This window comes from Streptomyces humi, from assembly GCF_001005085.2.
Lineage (GTDB): Bacteria > Actinomycetota > Actinomycetes > Streptomycetales > Streptomycetaceae > Streptomyces > Streptomyces humi.
In genome coordinates, this window is the sequence record NZ_LBMU02000079.1 from 105,603 (window position 1) to 122,797 (window position 17,195).

General features: G+C 72.3%; 20 protein-coding genes and 1 riboswitch. Of the genes, 11 read left to right on the plus strand and 9 right to left on the minus strand.

All coding sequences use genetic code 11. The features are described from left to right. Positions 1–10: 10 nt before the first annotated feature. The 4 genes from AAW13_RS31755 to AAW13_RS31770 all read right to left on the minus strand — a co-directional run bounded on the left by AAW13_RS31755 (position 11) and on the right by AAW13_RS31770 (position 3,112). Positions 11–1,732 carry an urease subunit alpha gene (locus AAW13_RS31755; protein ID WP_046730009.1) on the minus strand — a complete coding sequence of 574 codons (1,722 nt, stop codon included), beginning with the start codon at positions 1,730–1,732 and terminating at the stop codon, positions 11–13. Continuing rightward, positions 1,725–2,036, minus strand: coding sequence for an urease subunit beta (locus AAW13_RS31760; protein ID WP_046730010.1), 312 nt, complete (start codon positions 2,034–2,036; stop codon positions 1,725–1,727). The genes AAW13_RS31755 and AAW13_RS31760 overlap by 8 nt, the downstream gene beginning before the upstream one ends. 10 nt (positions 2,037–2,046) lie before the next feature. Further along, entirely contained in the window at positions 2,047–2,349 is a 303-nt protein-coding gene (locus AAW13_RS31765) for an urease subunit gamma (protein WP_046730081.1), read from the minus strand. Between the two features lie 484 nt (positions 2,350–2,833). Continuing rightward, a complete protein-coding gene (locus tag AAW13_RS31770) occupies positions 2,834–3,112 on the minus strand; it encodes a type II toxin-antitoxin system Phd/YefM family antitoxin (protein ID WP_046730011.1) in 279 nt (92 codons plus the stop codon). Positions 3,113–3,266: 154 nt separating this feature from the next. Here AAW13_RS31770 and AAW13_RS31775 point away from each other — a divergent pair, with 154 nt between their 5' ends. The 3 genes from AAW13_RS31775 (at position 3,267) to AAW13_RS31785 (ending at position 5,237) form a co-directional block, all read left to right on the plus strand. Beyond that, on the plus strand, positions 3,267–3,902 hold the full coding sequence (locus AAW13_RS31775; protein ID WP_046730012.1) for an ATP-dependent Clp protease proteolytic subunit: 636 nt from the start codon (positions 3,267–3,269) through the stop codon (positions 3,900–3,902). A gap of 7 nt (positions 3,903–3,909) precedes the next feature. Next, a complete protein-coding gene (locus AAW13_RS31780; RefSeq protein WP_046730013.1) occupies positions 3,910–4,218 on the plus strand; it encodes a hypothetical protein in 309 nt (102 codons plus the stop codon). A gap of 369 nt (positions 4,219–4,587) precedes the next feature. Then, positions 4,588–4,760, plus strand: a riboswitch (cyclic di-AMP (ydaO/yuaA leader). A gap of 3 nt (positions 4,761–4,763) precedes the next feature. Beyond that, entirely contained in the window at positions 4,764–5,237 is a 474-nt protein-coding gene (locus AAW13_RS31785; RefSeq protein ID WP_046730014.1) for a C40 family peptidase, read from the plus strand. A 33-nt stretch (positions 5,238–5,270) separates the two neighbouring features. Here the strand turns inward: AAW13_RS31785 and AAW13_RS31790 are convergent, their stop codons facing one another. Then, positions 5,271–5,729 carry an ATP-binding protein gene (locus AAW13_RS31790; RefSeq protein ID WP_046730015.1) on the minus strand — a complete coding sequence of 153 codons (459 nt, stop codon included), beginning with the start codon at positions 5,727–5,729 and terminating at the stop codon, positions 5,271–5,273. A gap of 212 nt (positions 5,730–5,941) precedes the next feature. On the opposite strand from AAW13_RS31790, the gene AAW13_RS31795 reads away from it, so the two are divergent. After that, complete coding sequence (locus tag AAW13_RS31795) at positions 5,942–6,802, plus strand: helix-turn-helix domain-containing protein (RefSeq protein ID WP_046730016.1); 861 nt, start codon at positions 5,942–5,944, stop codon at positions 6,800–6,802. Positions 6,803–6,811: 9 nt separating this feature from the next. Continuing rightward, entirely contained in the window at positions 6,812–7,039 is a 228-nt protein-coding gene (locus AAW13_RS31800; protein ID WP_071659742.1) for a DUF397 domain-containing protein, read from the plus strand. Between the two features lie 59 nt (positions 7,040–7,098). Here AAW13_RS31800 and AAW13_RS31805 read toward each other — a convergent pair whose 3' ends face one another. Further along, a complete protein-coding gene (locus AAW13_RS31805; protein ID WP_046730018.1) occupies positions 7,099–8,226 on the minus strand; it encodes an 8-amino-7-oxononanoate synthase in 1,128 nt (375 codons plus the stop codon). 147 nt (positions 8,227–8,373) lie between these two features. Here AAW13_RS31805 and bioB point away from each other — a divergent pair, with 147 nt between their 5' ends. Genes bioB through bioD form a run of 3 tightly spaced genes read left to right on the plus strand, consistent with a single transcriptional unit; the run spans position 8,374 to position 11,559 of the window. After that, positions 8,374–9,567: a biotin synthase BioB gene (gene bioB, locus AAW13_RS31810; RefSeq protein WP_046730019.1), complete on the plus strand. Its 1,194-nt coding sequence runs from the start codon at positions 8,374–8,376 to the stop codon at positions 9,565–9,567. After that, positions 9,560–10,840 carry an adenosylmethionine--8-amino-7-oxononanoate transaminase gene (locus AAW13_RS31815; RefSeq protein WP_046730020.1) on the plus strand — a complete coding sequence of 427 codons (1,281 nt, stop codon included), beginning with the start codon at positions 9,560–9,562 and terminating at the stop codon, positions 10,838–10,840. Before bioB ends, AAW13_RS31815 begins: the two co-directional genes overlap by 8 nt. 2 nt (positions 10,841–10,842) lie before the next feature. Further along, a complete protein-coding gene (gene bioD, locus AAW13_RS31820; RefSeq protein ID WP_046730021.1) occupies positions 10,843–11,559 on the plus strand; it encodes a dethiobiotin synthase in 717 nt (238 codons plus the stop codon). Between the two features lie 173 nt (positions 11,560–11,732). On the opposite strand, the gene AAW13_RS31825 is transcribed toward bioD, so the two are convergent. Then, entirely contained in the window at positions 11,733–13,907 is a 2,175-nt protein-coding gene (locus AAW13_RS31825; protein ID WP_079179046.1) for a helix-turn-helix transcriptional regulator, read from the minus strand. Between the two features lie 116 nt (positions 13,908–14,023). On the opposite strand from AAW13_RS31825, the gene AAW13_RS31830 reads away from it, so the two are divergent. Both AAW13_RS31830 and AAW13_RS31835 read left to right on the plus strand, forming a co-directional pair. After that, a complete protein-coding gene (locus AAW13_RS31830; protein WP_046730022.1) occupies positions 14,024–14,710 on the plus strand; it encodes an esterase/lipase family protein in 687 nt (228 codons plus the stop codon). Between the two features lie 78 nt (positions 14,711–14,788). Beyond that, positions 14,789–15,478 carry a class I SAM-dependent methyltransferase gene (locus tag AAW13_RS31835; RefSeq protein WP_046730023.1) on the plus strand — a complete coding sequence of 230 codons (690 nt, stop codon included), beginning with the start codon at positions 14,789–14,791 and terminating at the stop codon, positions 15,476–15,478. Positions 15,479–15,565: 87 nt separating this feature from the next. On the opposite strand, the gene AAW13_RS31840 is transcribed toward AAW13_RS31835, so the two are convergent. Continuing rightward, complete coding sequence (locus AAW13_RS31840; RefSeq protein WP_420855504.1) at positions 15,566–15,904, minus strand: fic family toxin-antitoxin system, toxin component; 339 nt, start codon at positions 15,902–15,904, stop codon at positions 15,566–15,568. A 40-nt stretch (positions 15,905–15,944) separates the two neighbouring features. After that, positions 15,945–16,196, minus strand: coding sequence for a hypothetical protein (locus tag AAW13_RS31845; RefSeq protein ID WP_046730025.1), 252 nt, complete (start codon positions 16,194–16,196; stop codon positions 15,945–15,947). A gap of 141 nt (positions 16,197–16,337) precedes the next feature. Here AAW13_RS31845 and AAW13_RS31850 point away from each other — a divergent pair, with 141 nt between their 5' ends. Beyond that, positions 16,338–17,195 carry an ABC transporter ATP-binding protein gene (locus tag AAW13_RS31850; RefSeq protein WP_046730026.1) on the plus strand — a complete coding sequence of 286 codons (858 nt, stop codon included), beginning with the start codon at positions 16,338–16,340 and terminating at the stop codon, positions 17,193–17,195.

A 17,195-nucleotide genomic window follows, 5' to 3' on the forward strand; every position in this document is an offset into this window, starting at 1 on the left:
ACCTCTGCTCTCAGAACAGGAAGTAGCGCTGGGCCATGGGCAGTTCGGCGGCCGGTGTCGCCTCGACCAGCTCCCCGTCGATGTGCACGGCGAAACTGTCGGGATCGACCCGTACGCTCGGACGCGCGTCGTTCTCGCGCATGTCCGCCTTGGTCACCCCACGGGTCGACTCGATGGCCACGAACCGCTTCCCCAGCTGCAACCGCTCCGGCAGTCCGTCCTCGACGGCGAGCGGGGCGACGAAGTTGAAGGAATTGGCGGCCGGCGCCCGCCCGATCGCCCCGTACATGGGACGCGGCAGGATCGGCTGGGGCGTCGGGATGGAGGCGTTGGCGTCCCCCATCTGCGCATAGGCGATCTGCCCGCCCTTGACGACGAGTTGCGGCTTGACCCCGAAGAACGCGGGCTCCCAGAGCACGAGGTCGGCCAGTTTCCCGGTCTCCACCGAGCCGACCTCGCGGGCCAGTCCCTGGGCGATCGCCGGGTTGATCGTGTACTTGGCGACATAGCGCCGTACCCGGCGGTTGTCGGCCCGGCCGTCCCCGGGCAGCGCGCCGCGCCGCCGCTTCATCACATGGGCGGTCTGCCAGGTCCGCAGGATCACCTCGCCGACCCGGCCCATGGCCTGGGCGTCGGAGGAGATGATGGAGATCGCGCCGAGGTCGTGGAGCACGTCCTCGGCCCCGATGGTCGACGGCCGGATCCGTGACTCGGCGAAGGCCAGGTCCTCCGGCACCGCCGGGTTCAGGTGGTGGCACACCATCAGCATGTCGAGGTGTTCCTCGGCGGTGTTCACCGTGTACGGGCGGGTCGGGTTCGTCGAACTCGGCAGCACGTGCGGCTCGGAGACGACGGTCATGATGTCCGGCGCGTGCCCGCCGCCCGCGCCCTCGGTGTGGTAGGCGTGGATCCCGCGCCCGCCGATCGCGGCGAGGGTGTCCCCGACGAAGCCCGCCTCGTTCAGGGTGTCGGTGTGGATGGCGACCTGGACGCCCGTCCGGTCGGCGACGGTCAGGGCCGCGTCGATGACGGCCGGTGTGGAGCCCCAGTCCTCGTGCAGCTTCAGGCCCAGCGCCCCACCCCGGATCTGCGAGAGCATCGCCTCGTGCGAGACGGTGTTGCCCTTGCCGAGGAAGCCGATGTTGAGCGGGTACCGCTCCATCGCCTCCAGCATCCGGGCGAGGTGCCACGGGCCGGGGGTGACGGTGGTCGCCTTGGACCCCTCGGCAGGGCCCGTGCCGCCGCCCACGAGGGTCGTGACTCCCGCCGCCAGCGCCTCGTCGGCGACCTGCGGGCAGATGAAGTGGACGTGGGCGTCGATGGCACCGGCGGTCAGGATCCGGCCGTTGCCGGCGATGACCTCGGTCTCGGGCCCGATGACCAGGTCCGGGTGCACGCCGTCCATGGTGTCGGGGTTGCCGGCCTTGCCGATCCCGGTGATCCGGCCGTCGCGTATGCCGACGTCGGCCTTGACGATGCCCCAGTGGTCGATGATCACGGCACCGGTGATGATCGTGTCCGGCGTGCCTTCCGCCCGCGTGGCGCGCGACTGGCCCATGGACTCGCGGATGACCTTGCCGCCGCCGAAGACCGCCTCGTCGCCGGCGAGCCCGGGGCCGCCGGAGCGGTCCTCCTCGATCTCCACGAGCAGGTCGGTGTCGGCGAGCCGGATCCGGTCGCCCGTGGTCGGGCCGAACAGGTCGGCGTAGGCGGCGCGGGAGATCTCAGGCATCGAGGGCACCTCCGGTCTCCCCGCGCAGACCGGGCACCACACGGGCGCCGGTGAGCGGGACGAGTTCGACGTCCACCGGGATGCCGGGCTCGAAGCGGACGGCGGTACCGGCGGGGATGTTCAGCCGCTTGCCGCGCGCCGCGGCCCGGTCGAACTCCAGTCCGGGGTTGGCCTCGGCGAAGTGGTAGTGGGAGCCGACCTGGACGGGCCGGTCGGCGGCGTTCAGGACGGACAGCGAGGTGACCTCGCGGCCCGCGTTGTACACGACCGGCCCGTCGGCGAAGAGGACCTCTCCGGGGATCATCGGCGGCCTCTCAGACGATCGGGTCGTGGACGGTGACGAGTTTGGTGCCGTCCGGGAAGGTCGCCTCGACCTGCACGTCGTGGATCATCTCGGGGATGCCCTCCATGACGTCGTCCCTGGTGAGCAGCTTGCGCCCGGAGGCCATCAGTTCGGCGACGGTACGGCCGTCACGTGCGCCTTCGAGGATGTGCGACGTGATGAGCGCCACCGCCTCGGGGTGGTTCAGCCGCAGGCCGCGGGCCCGGCGCCGCTCTGCCACGTCGGCCGCCACATGGATCAGCAGCCGCTCTTGCTCGTGCGGGGTCAGTTGCACGTCCCACCTCACAGTCCTCGCTCCGGACCGTGCGGGGTCCGGTTGCCGCAGCCACCGCGGCGAATCGGGCTCGCGAACCCAATCGGGCCAGGAAAACCCCTGGTGGCGTGGATCGGCAGGCTAGTTTGCCGGAGTTTCGGTGACGTTAACCGGACCTTGATCGCTTCATGACCGGCGCATGGGGGCGCGCGACTGGGCCGAACGGGTCGTCCGGCCACCGCCCACCGCCCCAGCCGCCCGAACGGGTGACCGCCCGGTCTGCCGGGCGCACGGATGACGCCCCGGGGGCCGGCCGTACGGCTGACCGCCCGGGGTGCCGGGCGCACGGATGACGCCCCGGGGGCCGGCCGTACGGCTGACCGCCCCGGGGGCAGGGCGCACGGATGACCGCCCGGGGGGCAGGGCGCACGGCATCGGCCCTCCCCGGACACCCCGGGGAGGGCCGATGCGTTGTCCTGCTGCCGTGCCGGTGCCGCGCCCGCGGCTAGGAGCCCGCGGCCCCCCGGTGCTCGGCGGCGATGCCGAAGCGGCCGCGCTCGGGGCGTACGGCGGCGGTCTCGCGCACGCTGGAGACCGAGCTGACCACCTGGCCCTCGGCGGCTTCCGAAAGCTCTTCGAGGCGCTCGAGGTCGGCGGCGGAGACGAGGGCGACCAGCGGCTTGCCGTGCCGTGTCACGACGACGCGTTCACCGCCGTACACCACCCGGTTGATCAGTTCGGCGAGCTCAGCCCTGGCTTGCGTCACCGGAATCTCGTAGGCCATACACCCCAGCTTACGGGGCGGCCCCGACAACACCTCTTGTTCGGCGACAGCGGAATCCCCACTCGAGCGCTTGTACGTCCTGTACATTTTTTACAGACAGCCGGTGGCAGCCGGCCCGGCCGCCGAGATGCCCAGCCGCGAGGAGTGGTACGCCATGACCCGACCGTCCGCCCGCTACGTCCTGCCGGAGTTCACCGAACGCACCACCGCGGGACACCGGACCCTGGACCCGTACTCCAAGCTGCTGGAGGAGCGGATCGTCTTCCTGGGCACCCCCGTCGACGAGACCTCGGCCAACGACGTGATGGCGCAGCTCATGTACCTGGAGCACGCGGCCCCGGAGCGGGACATCTCGCTGTACATCAACTCCCCGGGCGGGTCCTTCAGCGCGATGGCCGCGATCTACGACACGGTCCAGTACGTCACCTGCGAGGTGGAGACCGTCTGCCTGGGCCAGGCCGGCGCCTCGGCCGCGGTGCTGCTCGCGGCGGGCGCGCCGGGCAAGCGCTCGGTGCTGCCCGGCGCGCGCATCGTGCTCCAGCAACCGGCGCTGCCGGAACCGGTGCAGGGCCAGCCGAGTGATCTGTTCATCCAGGCGACGGAGCTGGAGCGGGTCCGCGGGATGCTGGAGGCGATGCTCGTCCGGCACACCGGGCGCACCCCCGAGCAGGTCCACCGGGACCTGGAGCGGGACCTGGTGCTGGACGCGCCGGGAGCGCTGGCGTACGGGCTGGTGGACCGGGTCATGCCCAGCCACCGGCCGCCGCTCGGCCGTCCGCACGCGGGCTGAGCCGCCGATGCTGCCACCGGAGCTGCCGCCGCTGCCCGCGCTGACGCGCGCCGAGGGCGAGTTGATCGACCGTTACCTGGACGTGGTCGACCTGCTGGGCCGCATCAACCCGGCGCAGAACGAGGACACCTACCGCGGGCTGCGCGCCGCGCAGGCGCTGGTGCGCGCGGCGTCCGAGCTGCGGGACGCGCTGGCGCTGATGCACCGGCGGGGCGAGACGGAGCTGCACGGGGACACGCTGGCACGGGCGTTGCGGGTGCTCGACGGTGAGCGCCGGACAGCTCGCGTCGCACTCCCGCCCGACTGCGTACGGTGAACTCCGCAGGAACCCGGTCCGCGTGTCGACGCCACGCCCGGGCCGGAGTTGAAACGACCCAAAAGGGTTACCGCCGTTCGGCGGAGTGTGGCGTGGTTTTACCTGACCGAACGGACCGCTCGACTGGCCCGCGCGGGGGCGCCCGCGGAGCGCTTCGGCGCAGGTCCGGGGCTACGCAGGCGAGTTGACGGATAATCGAACACAGGGCTGTCCACCCGAACGGGTGGGTGGTGAGTAACCCCACAAATCCCCGATTCCATTGGGATTTTCGGACACGAGTGCGTGAAGATCCCTGTCTGACGACAAGCCCCCGCTACCAAGGCGGGGCGGTCCGGGCGGACGCCGAGTCCTGCCGCCGCCCGGATGACGTCGACAGAAGTGCATCGGCAGGAGTGGAGGACCCAAGCACGACGGGTCGCCGGAACGGTCACGCCATGACCGGCCCGAGCAGCCCTTGGGGTGAAGCCGTGGCAACGCGGCCGGGCAACTTCGCCAGCCCGAATCCGACAGGTCATCCTTCACAGGCGGCTGACGAAGGGTTGCGCATGACTGCGCTCAATCGTGTTCCGTCGCTCATGGCCCGGGCCGGTACGGCCTCGGCGCTGACCATCGCCGCCGTCGGCGGCTCGATCGTGATCCCCGGTGTCGCCTCCGACGCCTCGGCGGCCACGATGGCGACGAAGGCACTTCAGGTCGCTGCCTCGAAAAAGGGCTCGCCCTACCGGTGGGGCGCCACCGGACCGAACCGGTTCGACTGCTCCGGGCTCACGCTGTACTCGTTCAAGAAGGCGGGCAAGACCCTGCCTCGTACGGCGGCCCAGCAGTACAACAAGACCCGTCACATCTCGGCCGGCCACCGCAAGGCCGGGGACCTGGTCTTCTTCCACTCGGGCTCCAGCGTGTACCACGTCGGCATCTACGCCGGGAAGGGAAAGATCTGGCACGCCCCGAAGACCGGGGACGTGGTGAAGCTCCAGAAGATCTGGACGAGGAGCGTCTGGTACGGCCGGGTCAGCTGACCCCGCCGCGCGCCGGCCGGCAGGGGCCCAGGGCTACGGCTCCTGCTGGCCGGCCGCGGTGACGGGGCGGGCCGGCACCGCCCAGGGCAGTTCGATGAAGACCGTCTTGCCGCCCTCCCGGGTGGGGCGGACCCGGAGCTTGCCGCCGCACTCGGCGGTGAGCCAGCGGATGATGACCATGCCGCGGCCGTTGTCCTGCTGGACCGCGGCGGGAAGTCTCTTGGGGAAGCGCGGATGACTGTCCGTGACGCCGACGCGCAGCCGTTCGTCACGGTCGAGGACCAGGTCCACCGTGAAGGTGGGTGACTGCCCGAAGGTGTGCTGTACGGCGTTGGTGGCGAGTTCGGAGACGATGAGGCGGATGGTGTCCGCCGTTTCCGTCTCCGGTGGCAGCCCCCATTCCGCGAGGGTGTCCAGCACGTAGGACCGGGCCGTGGAGACCGAGGCGGGGTCGCTCGGCAGGGTGACGGATGCTTCCAGGTGGTCGGCCATGGCGACGTCGTCCCTTTCCTCGGGACCGGAGTCCGACACGCTGCGGATGGTTCGAGTACGGTCCCGGACTGGTGCTTCTTCGTCAGACTGCCATCACGGGGCCGGTCACGGGGAGCGATCCACCAAGATGTGCATATATCTGTCGCTCGAAGCGGTGAACTCTGCGACACCGGACCGTATTTGGGTGGCTTGGTAGGAGTAAGGAGTAGCCCATGCAGAACGGTCCCGCGGTACGCCGCCGGAAACTGGGCACCGAACTGCGCATGCTGCGCACCGGTGCGGGTCTCACGAGCGGTGAGGCCGCCCGTCTGGTGGGCTGGCACCAGTCGAAGGTGAGCCGGATCGAGACCGGCGCCAGCGGTGTGAAACCGGCCGATGTGCGGTTACTGCTCGACGCCTACGGGGTGGCCGAGGGACAACTGCGCGAGTTGCTGCTGGTATTGGCGGGGTCGGAGGACACGGCGGGACGACATCACTGGTGGCACGCCTACCGGGGGGTACTGCCGCCCGCCTACCGGGATTTCATCAGCCTGGAGTCGCAGGCCGACACCATGCGCACGCTGGAGACCTCGGTGGTGCCGGGGCTGCTACAGACCCCCGAGTACGCCCGTGCGGTGACCCGGGTGGCCGCCGACGGGCTCGACGACGAGGCCCTGGACGCCCTGGTGGAGGTGCGTCTGGCCAGGCAGGACGTGCTGCGGGGCGATCCGCCGCTGAGACTGAGCGCGGTCCTCGACGAGGCGGTGCTGCGGCGCGAGGTGGGCGGTCCGGGGGTGATGGCACGCCAGCTGGAGCGGCTGACGGAGGCGGCCCGGCTGCCCCAGGTACGGCTCCAGGTGCTGCCGTTCGCGGCCGGGGCCCATGTGGGCATCACCGGCCCTTTCGTAATCTTCTCATTTCCGAGCACTTCTGATCTGGATGTGGTTGTTCTCGACCAGTTGACGAGTAGCCTCTACCTCGAACGGAAAGAAGACCTCCAGGCCTATGCGGAGGCCTTCAACACCCTTCAGATCCACGCCCTTTCGCCCGAGGACTCGTTGGATTACATCGCCGGGATAGGTGACGGCGCGTAAGGAGGCACCATGACTGCACTGCCTCGGAACGTACCTTCAAGTACTGATCTGCCCGGTGTGCGGTGGCTGCGCAGCAGCTACAGCACCGGAGCGAACAACTGCGTGGAGACGGCCCGGCCGTGCTCCGGCCCACCGGCCGGACTGCTCGCCGTGCGCGACTCCAAGCGCCCGGCCGGGCCCGCGCTGCTCTTCTCCCCCGAGAGCTGGGCGGGTTTCGTGGCCACGCTCACCGGCTGATCAGACGGTAACCGGTTCCGTATCCGCATTCGCGCAAGGCCCGGCCGTGTCACGCCGACTCATGGTCGTGTCTCGCCGATCACACGTACAGCGCGTTCGATCTCGGCCCCGGAGAGGTCGGCACGGGCGGTCAGCCTGAGCCGTGAGATGCCGTCCGGCACGGAAGGCGGACGGAAACAGCCCACGGCCAGGGCGGCCGACCGGCAGTCGGCCGCCCACCGCACGGCCTGCTCCGGGGACGGGGCCCGCACGGAGACCACCGCAGCGTCCGGCCGTACCGCTGCCAGACCCGCGGTGGTCAGGCGTGCGTGCAGTTCGGCGGCCACCTCGCGGGCCCGGGCCGCGCGGCCGGGCTCACGCCGCAGCAACCGGAGCGCCGCCAACGCGGCACCCGCGGCGGCGGGGGCGAGGCCGGTGTCGAAGATGAAGGTCCGTGCCGCGTTCACCAGGTGGTCGATCACCCGCGCCGGGCCCAGCACCACGCCGCCCTGACTGCCCAGCGACTTGGACAGGGTCGCGGTGACCACCACGTCGTCGGCGCCGGCGAGCCCGGCCGCGTACGCCGCGCCCCGGCCGCCGTCCCCGAGCACCCCGAGCCCGTGGGCGTCGTCCACCAGCAGTCCGGCACCGTGCTCCCGGCCCGCCTCGGCCAGCGCGGCCAGCGGGGCCGCGTCGCCGTCGACCGAGAAGACCGTGTCGGAGACGACCACCGCGGGTCCCGGGCGGGTCCCGAGCGCCTTGCGCACGGCCTCCGGATCGGCGTGCCCGACCACCTGGGTGGTGCCGCGGGCCAGCCGGCAGCCGTCGATCAGGGAGGCGTGGTTGAGGGCGTCGGAGACGATCAGGGAGCCGTGCGGGCCGAGCGTGGTGACGGCGGCGAGGTTCGCCGCGTAACCGGAGGAGAAGACCAGGGCCGCCTCGAAACCGCAGAATCCGGCCAGCTCCCGCTCCAGCTCGGTGTGCAGCTCCGTGGTGCCGGTCACCAGCCGGGAGCCGGTGGAGCCGCCGCCCCAGGTCCGGGCGGCCCCGGCCGCGCCCTCGGCGACCTCGGGGTGGTGGGCGAGGCCCAGGTAGTCGTTGCTCGCCAGGTCCAGCAGCGGCGAGTCGGCGGGCCGGGGGCGCAGGGTCCGTACGAGTCCGGCGCGGCGGCGCAGTTCCGCCTGTTCGTCGATCCAGCCGAACGCCATGGCCCCTCCGGTGATTTTGTAGGCAATGAACAGACCCTAGCGGGACCGCCGGGCACCCAGTGTGTGGTGATACCCACATGTCGATCTGCCAGGGTTGTGCGAACTCTCCTTGGCCCCGGGCAGTCTCGTAGTACAGGATCGGCTCTCATGGACCTGCTGAACACGCTGGTGGACAAGGGGCTTCGGCGCGAGCTGCCGACCCGCGAGGAAGCGCTCGCCGTGCTGGCGACCTCCGACGACGACGTGCTCGACGTGGTGGCCGCGGCCGGCAAGGTGCGCCGGCAGTGGTTCGGCCGGCGCGTGAAACTCAACTATCTGGTGAACCTCAAGTCGGGCCTGTGCCCCGAGGACTGCTCGTACTGCTCGCAGCGCCTCGGCTCCTCGACCGGGATCCTGAAGTACTCCTGGCTGAAACCCGACGAGGCCTCCAAGGCGGCGGCCGCGGGCCTCGCCGGGGGCGCCAAGCGGGTCTGCCTGGTGGCGTCCGGACGCGGTCCGACCGACCGGGACGTGGACCGCGTCGCCGGCACCATCAAGGCGATCAAGGAGCAGAACGAGGGCGTCGAGGTGTGCGCCTGCCTCGGTCTGCTCTCCGACGGCCAGGCCGAGCGGCTGCGCGAGGCCGGCGCGGACGCCTACAACCACAACCTCAACACGTCCGAGGGGACGTACGGGGACATCACGACCACGCACACGTACGCCGACCGGGTGGACACGGTCAACAAGGCGCACGCGGCCGGGCTCTCGGCCTGCTCCGGGCTGATCGCCGGCATGGGCGAGTCGGACGAGGACCTGGTCGACGTGGTCTTCTCGCTGCGCGAGCTGGACCCGGACTCGGTGCCGGTCAACTTCCTGATCCCGGTCGAGGGCACCCCGCTGGCCAAGGAGTGGAACCTCACCCCGCAGCGCTGTCTGCGCATCCTCGCGATGGTCCGGTTCGTCTGCCCCGACGTCGAGGTGCGGATCGCGGGCGGCCGCGAGGTCCATCTGCGCACCATGCAGCCGCTCGCGCTGCACCTGGCCAACTCGATCTTCCTCGGGGACTACCTGACCACCGAGGGCCAGGCCGGACAGGCCGACCTGGAGATGATCGCGGACGCCGGGTTCGTGGTGGAGGGCTCGGACGAGGTGACGCTGCCGGAGCACCGGACGGCGGCCGAGGGCGCCGGCTGCGGGTCGCACGCCGACGCCGGGTGCGGGTCGCACGCCGACGCCGGGTGCGGGTCGGGCTGCGGTTCCCACGAGGACGTCTGCGGTACGGCCGCCGCCAACGAGCCGCGCACGGACCTGGTCGCCGTCCGCCGCCGGGGCGCCGGGACGGATCTCGCGCCCAATGCCTGACCTGAGCGTCCCCGAGCTGCTCGACCTGGACCGGCGGCACGTCTGGCATCCGTACGGTCCGATGCCCGGCCGGGCCGAACCGCTCGTCGTGGAGTCGGCGAGCGGGGTGCGGCTGCGGCTCGCGGACGGCTCGGGCGAACTGGTCGACGGGATGTCGTCCTGGTGGTCGGCGGTCCACGGCTACAACCACCCCGTGCTCAACGAGGCCGCGCGCGGGCAGCTGGGGCGGATGAGCCATGTGATGTTCGGCGGGCTCACCCACGAGCCCGCCGTCCGGCTGGCGAAGCTCCTTGTCGACATGTCTCCACAGGGCCTGGAGCACGTCTTCCTGGCCGACTCCGGCTCGGTGTCCGTCGAGGTCGCGGTCAAGATGTGCCTCCAGTACTGGCGTTCGCTCGGCCGCCCGGCGAAACAGCGCCTGCTGACCTGGCGCGGCGGCTACCACGGCGACACCTGGCAGCCGATGTCGGTGTGCGACCCCGAGGGCGGGATGCACGAGCTGTGGTCCGGGGTGCTGCCCCGCCAGGTGTTCGCGGACGCGCCCCCGGCCGAGTACGACGAGTCGTACGCCGACGGTCTGCGCTCCATGATCGAGCGGCACGCCCATGAACTGGCCGCGGTGATCGTGGAGCCGGTGGTGCAGGGTGCGGGCGGGATGCGCTTCCACTCCCCCGCCTACCTGCGGGTGCTGCGCGAGGCGTGCGACGCGCACGACGTGCTGCTGGTGTTCGACGAGATCGCGACCGGCTTCGGGCGTACGGGCGCGCTGTTCGCGGCGGACCACGCGGCCGTCACCCCGGACGTGATGTGCGTGGGCAAGGCGCTGACCGGCGGTTACCTGACCATGGCAGCGACGCTGTGCACGTCCCGGGTGGCCGAGGGGATCTCGCGGGGCGAGGTGCCGGTGCTCGCCCACGGCCCGACGTTCATGGGCAATCCGCTCGCGGCCGCGGTGGCCTGCGCCTCGCTCGGGCTGCTGCTCGGGCAGGACTGGGCGGCGGAGGTCAGGCGGATCGAGACGGGCCTGCGGGAGGGACTCGCGGCCGCCCGTGAGCTCCCCGGGGTGCGGGACGTGCGCGTCCTCGGGGCGATCGGGGTGGTCCAGCTCGACCACGAGATCGACATGCAGGCCGCGACCGCGGCCGCGGTACGCGAGGGCGTGTGGCTGCGGCCCTTCCGCGACCTCGTCTACACGATGCCGCCGTACGTCACGGACGACGCGGACCTGGCACGGATCACGCGCGCGGTGTGCGCCGCGGCGCGGGAGGGATGAGCATGCCGATCCTGGTGATCACAGGGACGGGTACGGAGGTCGGCAAGACCGTCACCACGGCCGCGGTCGCCGCCGCCGCGGTCGCCGCCGGCCGCTCCGTGGCGGTCCTGAAGGCCGCGCAGACCGGGGTACGACCGGACGAGCGCGGGGACGCCGACGAGGTCGCGCGGCTCGCGGGAGCCGTGACGGCGGCCGAAGTGGCCCGTTTCCCCGAACCGTTGGCGCCCGGTACGGCGGCCCGGCGGGCGGGCCTGCGGCCGGTGCGTCCGCAGGACGTGGCGGAGGCCGCCGCCAAACTGGCCGCCGAGCACGATCTGGTGCTGGTCGAGGGCGCGGGCGGGCTGCTCGTCCGGTTCGACGAGGCGGGCGGCACGCTGGCGGACGTGGCCCGGCTGCTGAACGCGCCAGTGCTGCTGGTGGCGTCGGCCGGGCTGGGCACGCTCAACACGACCGAGCTGACGGCCCGTGAACTGCGCGCCCGTGAGTTGGAGTTGCTGGGCGTGGTGATCGGCAGCTGGCCGGACTCACCGGATCTGGCGTCCCGTTGCAATGTCGCGGACCTGCCGGAGGTGGCCGGCGCCCCGCTGCTGGGCGCGCTGCCCGCCGGCGCCGGCGTCCTCTCGCCCGCGGACTTCCGTGCGGTGGCGCCGAGTTGGCTGTCGGCGCGCCTGGACGGCAACTGGGACGCGGAGGCGTTCCGCACGCGGGAGGCGGCGTAGGACGGCGGCCGTAGAGCTGGGCCCTCGGTCGGGTGCGGCGCCGTCGTGGCCGGTCGCGCAGTTCCCCGCGCCCCTGAAGAGGCGCTCCACCGACGTCCCCGTAGGGGCGCGGGGAACTGCGCGACCAGCCCCCAGCCAGCCGCACCCGACCGACGGCCCGCCCGGATCGTGCCCTAGGTCGGCTCGCCGAGCAGCCGCACCAGTTCGATCCTGGACCGGATCCCCAGCCGGCTGAAGACCCCCCGCAGATGGTGGTCGATCGTGCGCGGGCTGAGGTTGAGCCGGTCGGCGATCTCGCGGTTGGTGGCGCCCTCGGCGGCCATCCGGGCCACCATGAGCTGCTGCGCCGTGAGCACGGCGGCCGGATCGGCGCCCGGGTTGGGCGCCAACGGCGTTCCCAGCGCGCGGAGTTCGGCGCGGGCCTGGGCGGCGCAGTGCGGGGCGCCGAAGGACTCGAAGGCCTCCAGTGCGCTGTGCAGCCGGTCCCGGGCCTCGGTGCGCTGCCGGATCCGGCGCAGCGCACCGGCGAACAGCAGCTCGGTACGGGCGCGTTCGAAGTCCCGGGTGCCGCGGGCGTGCAGGTCGAGGGCGGTGCGGTAGTGCGGGACCGCTTCGGCGCCGGGGGCGAGCAGGGCCCGGCAGCGGGCGCTGAGCGCGAGGTCGTCGGGGCTGCGGACGGCCGTGGCCCAGCGGTCGTAGTCGGCGTGCGCGGCGCGGGCCACCCTGGTGTCGCCGGTGCGCACGGCGGCCTCGACGTAGTGCGGGGTGGCCAGGTGCCGGATCGCCCGGTGGCCGTGGCCGGGGCCGAACCCGGCCAGGGCGCGCAACCGGGCGGCCGCCGCGGGGAAGCGGCCGTGGGTGAGGTCGAGGAAGGCGAGCGCCCACTGGGCGAGGGCGGCCGGCAGGCCGAGGCCGTGCGCCAGGGCGTACGGGCGGACGGCCGCCGCGCGTTCCCGGCAGGCCTCCTCGTCGCCCGTGACGGCGGCGAACATGGCGAGCGCGGCCTGGAGATGGCAGGCCCCGTTGTCCTGCCCGATGGCGTACGCCTGGTGCAGGGCCTCCTGCGTGGCGGCCTCGGCGGCCCGGGTGCGGCCGGTCCAGAAGTCGGCGTAGACGCGGAACTCCATGGCCTGGACGACCGTCCCCGGGGTGCCGCGCGCCCGGGCGGAGGCGGCGGCCCGCAGGGTGGCGGTGGCGGCCCGGGTGGGGTCGCCGAGCATCAGCGCCGCGATACCGGAGTGGATCAGCAGACCGGGGTCGCCGCCGGGTCCGCAGCGGCCGGCGGTGCCCTTGAGGAGGACGCGGGCCTCGTCGTAGCGGCCCTCCACGGCGGCGGCCAGTCCGGCGAGCACACCGGACGGGGCCAGTCCCAGCCAGTGCGCGATGACCTGGGCCTCGCGGCAGCGTCTGAGGTCACCGGTGTAGACGGCGGCCTCGGCGGCCAGGACGAGCAGTCCGGCGGCATCGGCGGAACGTTCCTGCCGGACGGCGGCGGTGAGCAGGGCGTCAAACGCCTCGGCGGCGTTGCCCACCCTGAGCGCGAGCACCCCGTCGAGGGCGGAGTTGTCGGTGCGGGCGGCCAGCCGTCTGGCCCGGTCGGGTTCGCCGGAGCGCCAGGCGTCGGCGGCGGCCAGCGCGAGCAGCCGGGCCTCGGCGACCGGGTCCGGGCTGAGTTCGGCGGCGCGTTCGGCGAGGGCGCGGGCGAGCGCGGGTCTGCCCTCGGCACGGGCCCGGTCGGCGGCAGGCCGGAGTTCCGCCGCGAGCCGGGCGCTGGGGCCGAGGGCGGCGGCACCCCGGTGCCAGGAGCGGCGGGTCGTCTCGCCCTTGCCCCCGAGCACCCGGGCGAGCAACTGGTGCGCGGCGCGCCGGTCTGCGGCCGAGGCGGTCTCGTAGGCGGCGATCCGGGTCCAGGCGTCCCGGAAGAACACCCCGCCGGCGCTGGCGTGGGCGACCCCGGCGGTCTCGGCGGCCTCCAGCGGGCGGGTGTCCACCCGGACGGCGGTGACCGCGCGCAGGAAGGCGTGGGTGGCGACGGGGTACTGGTCGGCGGCGGCGAGGAGCAGCAGCAGCCGGGTGTCGTCGGGCAGGGCCCGGATCTCCCGGCGCAGGGCGTGCAGCAACCGCGGTGCCAGTTCGGCCGGTTCGACGGGCAGCGGGTCGGCGCCGGCGGCCTGGCGTGCCGTGAGGCGCGGCACGAGTTCGGCCGCGGCGCGCGGGTCGTCGTACACGACCCGGAGCACCCGGATACGGACGCCTTCGGGGAGCGCCGAAGCCGGGCACGGCCCCGCTTCGGCGGTCTGCGGTGGCGAAGTGCGGTCGAGAGGTGGGGGGTTCACCGGTATCACCACACCAAAGACGTTACTGGCGAGTTAGTTGACTCGTAAAGACTGGCGACTTCGCCGATGCGCCGCGCGTAGACCCGTCCTGACACTCCTGAACAACCCCACCCGTTTCAGGAGGCATCATGCAACGCGCCAAGCGTCGCATCGCAACGGCTCTGTCGGCGATTGCCGGTTCGCTCCTTCTGTCACTCCCCCTGGCCACGACTCCCGCGCACGCGGCGAGCCACGACCCGATCGTGTTCGTGCACGGCCTGAGCAGCGACTCCACCAGCTGGGACGACTGGATCGCGGACTTCGAGGCGGACGGCTACTCGTCCTCCGAGCTGTACGCGATCTCGTACGACTGGACCAAGTCGAACGTCACCACCGCCTCGACGCTGTCCAGCTACATCCAGTCCGTCCTCTCCAAGACGGGCGCCTCCAAGGTGGACCTGGTGGTCCACTCCATGGGCGCGCTCAACAGCCGCTACTACCTCAAGAACCTCGGCGGGACCTCGTACGTGGACCACTTCGTGTCGGTCGCCGGGGTGAACCACGGGACGAGCGTCGCCTCGCTGTGCGGATGGCTCTACACCTCCTGCAAGGAGATGACGACCGGCAGTTCCTTCCTGACCGCCCTCAACTCCGGTGACGAGACACCGGGCAGCGTCTCCTACGCCGCGTACTGGTCGGACTGCGACGCGGCGATCGACCCCGACACCTCGGCGGAGCTGAGCGGGGCGACCAACGTCGACGTCGGCTGCATCTCGCACACCGACATGAACAACGACCACGGCGTGTACGAGCAGGTGCACGACTTCATCTCCTAGGTCGTCGCCGGCAGCGGGGGTGCGACGGGCCCGTACGGGGGACAATCACCGTGGACCTGCTTCCGTCGGGAGGTCGTCATGCGGCTGATGTCCGTCAGTACCGGCACACCGGTGCGGGATCCCGTCCACCACCCGCTGTTCGCCCGCTTCTACGCCCGGTGCAGCGTGCGTGCCGAGACCGGACTCGGACTGGCGGCGATCCGGGAGCGGCTGCTCTCCGGGCTGTCCGGGCGGGTGATCGAGATCGGTGCGGGCAACGGGCTGAACTTCGCGCGGTATCCGCGGGCGGTCGCGGAGGTCGTCGCGATCGAGCCGGAGCGCACCCTGCGACTGCTGGCGGCGGAGGCCGCCGTGCGCGCCGAGGTCCCGGTGGACGTGGTGCCGGGCGCGGCGGAGGCGCTGCCGGTCAAGAGCGAGGCCTACGACGCGGCGGTGCTGTCCCTGGTGCTGTGCAGCGTCCGGGACGTGCCGCGGGCGCTCGCCGAGGCACGGCGGGTGCTGCGGCCGGGTGGTGAGCTGCGGTTCTTCGAGCACGGCCGGGGCGGCGGGCCGGCGATGCGGTTCACCCAGCGGGCCCTGGACCGGACGGTGTGGCCGGTCCTGGCAGGCGGCTGCCACCTCGCCCGCGACCCGGTCACGGCGCTGCGCGCGGCCGGGTTCGAACTCGGCCCCTACCAGCAGCTGCTGGTGCCGGGGGCCGGGCCGCGGCTGCCGTCCTCGTACTGCGTCCTCGGCGTCGCACGCCGGCCACCGGAGCCCGGGGCCTGAGTACCGCTCGCAGCGAGTACCGCGCGCAGGACACACCGCTCACAGCGAGGACCGCGCCCGAGGCGTACCCCTCGCAGCGGGGACCGCTCACAGGCTCCAGCGGCGCAGTTCCTCGGCGATGTCGGCGACACCGGCCTCGCCGGACTTGACGAGCCGGGCCAGGTCACGGACCTGCTCGGGCGAGGTGGCGACCTTCAGGCCGCTCGCGACCAGGTACGCGTAGGCGACGGAGGACGCGAACAGCGCGTTCGAGCGTTCCAGCGCCGGGACGTGGATCAGAAGTTGCAGCAGGGCCGCGGCGCGGGCGTGCGGGGTGTCGTAGACGGGGACGTCGAATATCTCGGCCTGGTGCCGGGCCACGGCCGCGATCAGCGCTCCCCAGTCGGTGACCTGGGGGTCACCTGGGGTCTTCTGTTCGGCGAGCATGAGGAGCCAGGCGAGGTCGATGGTCACATCGCTCAAGGGATCAGTGACGGCCTTCGGTCTTGTCGGCGGTGTCGGTACCGTGGGGCTCGCCGAACTCCTCGGCGAAGACGGACTCGTACTGCTTCATGAAGTCGGCGGCGGCCTCGACGAACGTCCGGCCCGCTTCACCCGTGTCCTGCATGACCAGTTCCTCTATGTAGCGGTTGACACTCATGCCCCGCGCGAGGGCGCGTTCGCGGGCGGCCTTGGCGGTGCCCTCGTCCACCCGCACGTTCAGCTGGGTCTTAGCCATACCTCGAAGCTAGCGCCGGAGCGCTAGCAACGGCAAGCGCGCATCGGAATCGAAAAGTGATACCTCCTGTGGGACGGGTCACACTACGCTCGCCCCGGACGAAGAGGTCCGCGCCAGCGCACGCCAGCGAGGGAGGCAGTCTTGTCGACACCTGCTGCTCAGGCACCCGCAGCCGACGCGATCGCGGCCCGCGCGCGCGGGCTGACCAAGGCCTACGGGGCGGGTGAGACGGCCGTGCTCGCGCTGGACTCGGTGGACGTGGACATCGCCCGCGGCCGCTTCACCGCGGTGATGGGTCCGTCGGGTTCCGGGAAGTCCACGTTGATGCACTGCCTGGCGGGGCTGGACGACGTGTCGGCCGGCCAGGTCTGGCTCGGCGGCACCGAGATCACCGGGCTCAAGGAGCGCGAGCTGACCCGGCTGCGCCGGGACCGGATCGGGTTCATGTTCCAGTCGTTCAACCTGATACCCACGCTGAACGCGGCGGAGAACATCACGCTGCCCATGGACATCGCGGGCCGCCGGCCCGACCGGAAGTGGGTGGACCAGGTCATCGACACGCTCGGGCTGCGGGACCGGCTGGGACACCGGCCGGCCCAGCTCTCCGGCGGCCAGCAGCAGCGGGTGGCCTGTGCCCGGGCGCTGGCCTCCCGCCCTGAGCTGATCTTCGCCGACGAGCCGACCGGCAACCTGGACTCGCGGGCGGGCCTGGAGGTGCTGGGCTTCCTGCGGGAGGCCGTCGACCGGCTGGGGCAGACGGTCGTGATGGTCACCCATGACCCGAGCGCCGCCGGCCACTCCGACCTGGTGCTCTTCCTCGCGGACGGCCGGATCGTGGACCGGATCGAGGAACCCACGGCGGAGGCCGTGCTGGAACGGATGCGCCGCTTCTCCGGTGGCGGTGACGAGGGCGGCGGCCGCGACGAGGGCGCCGACGGCGGCTCCGCGGGTCGGGGTCCCGCCGAGCGAGACAGCTCCTCGGCGTCCGAGGAGGACTGA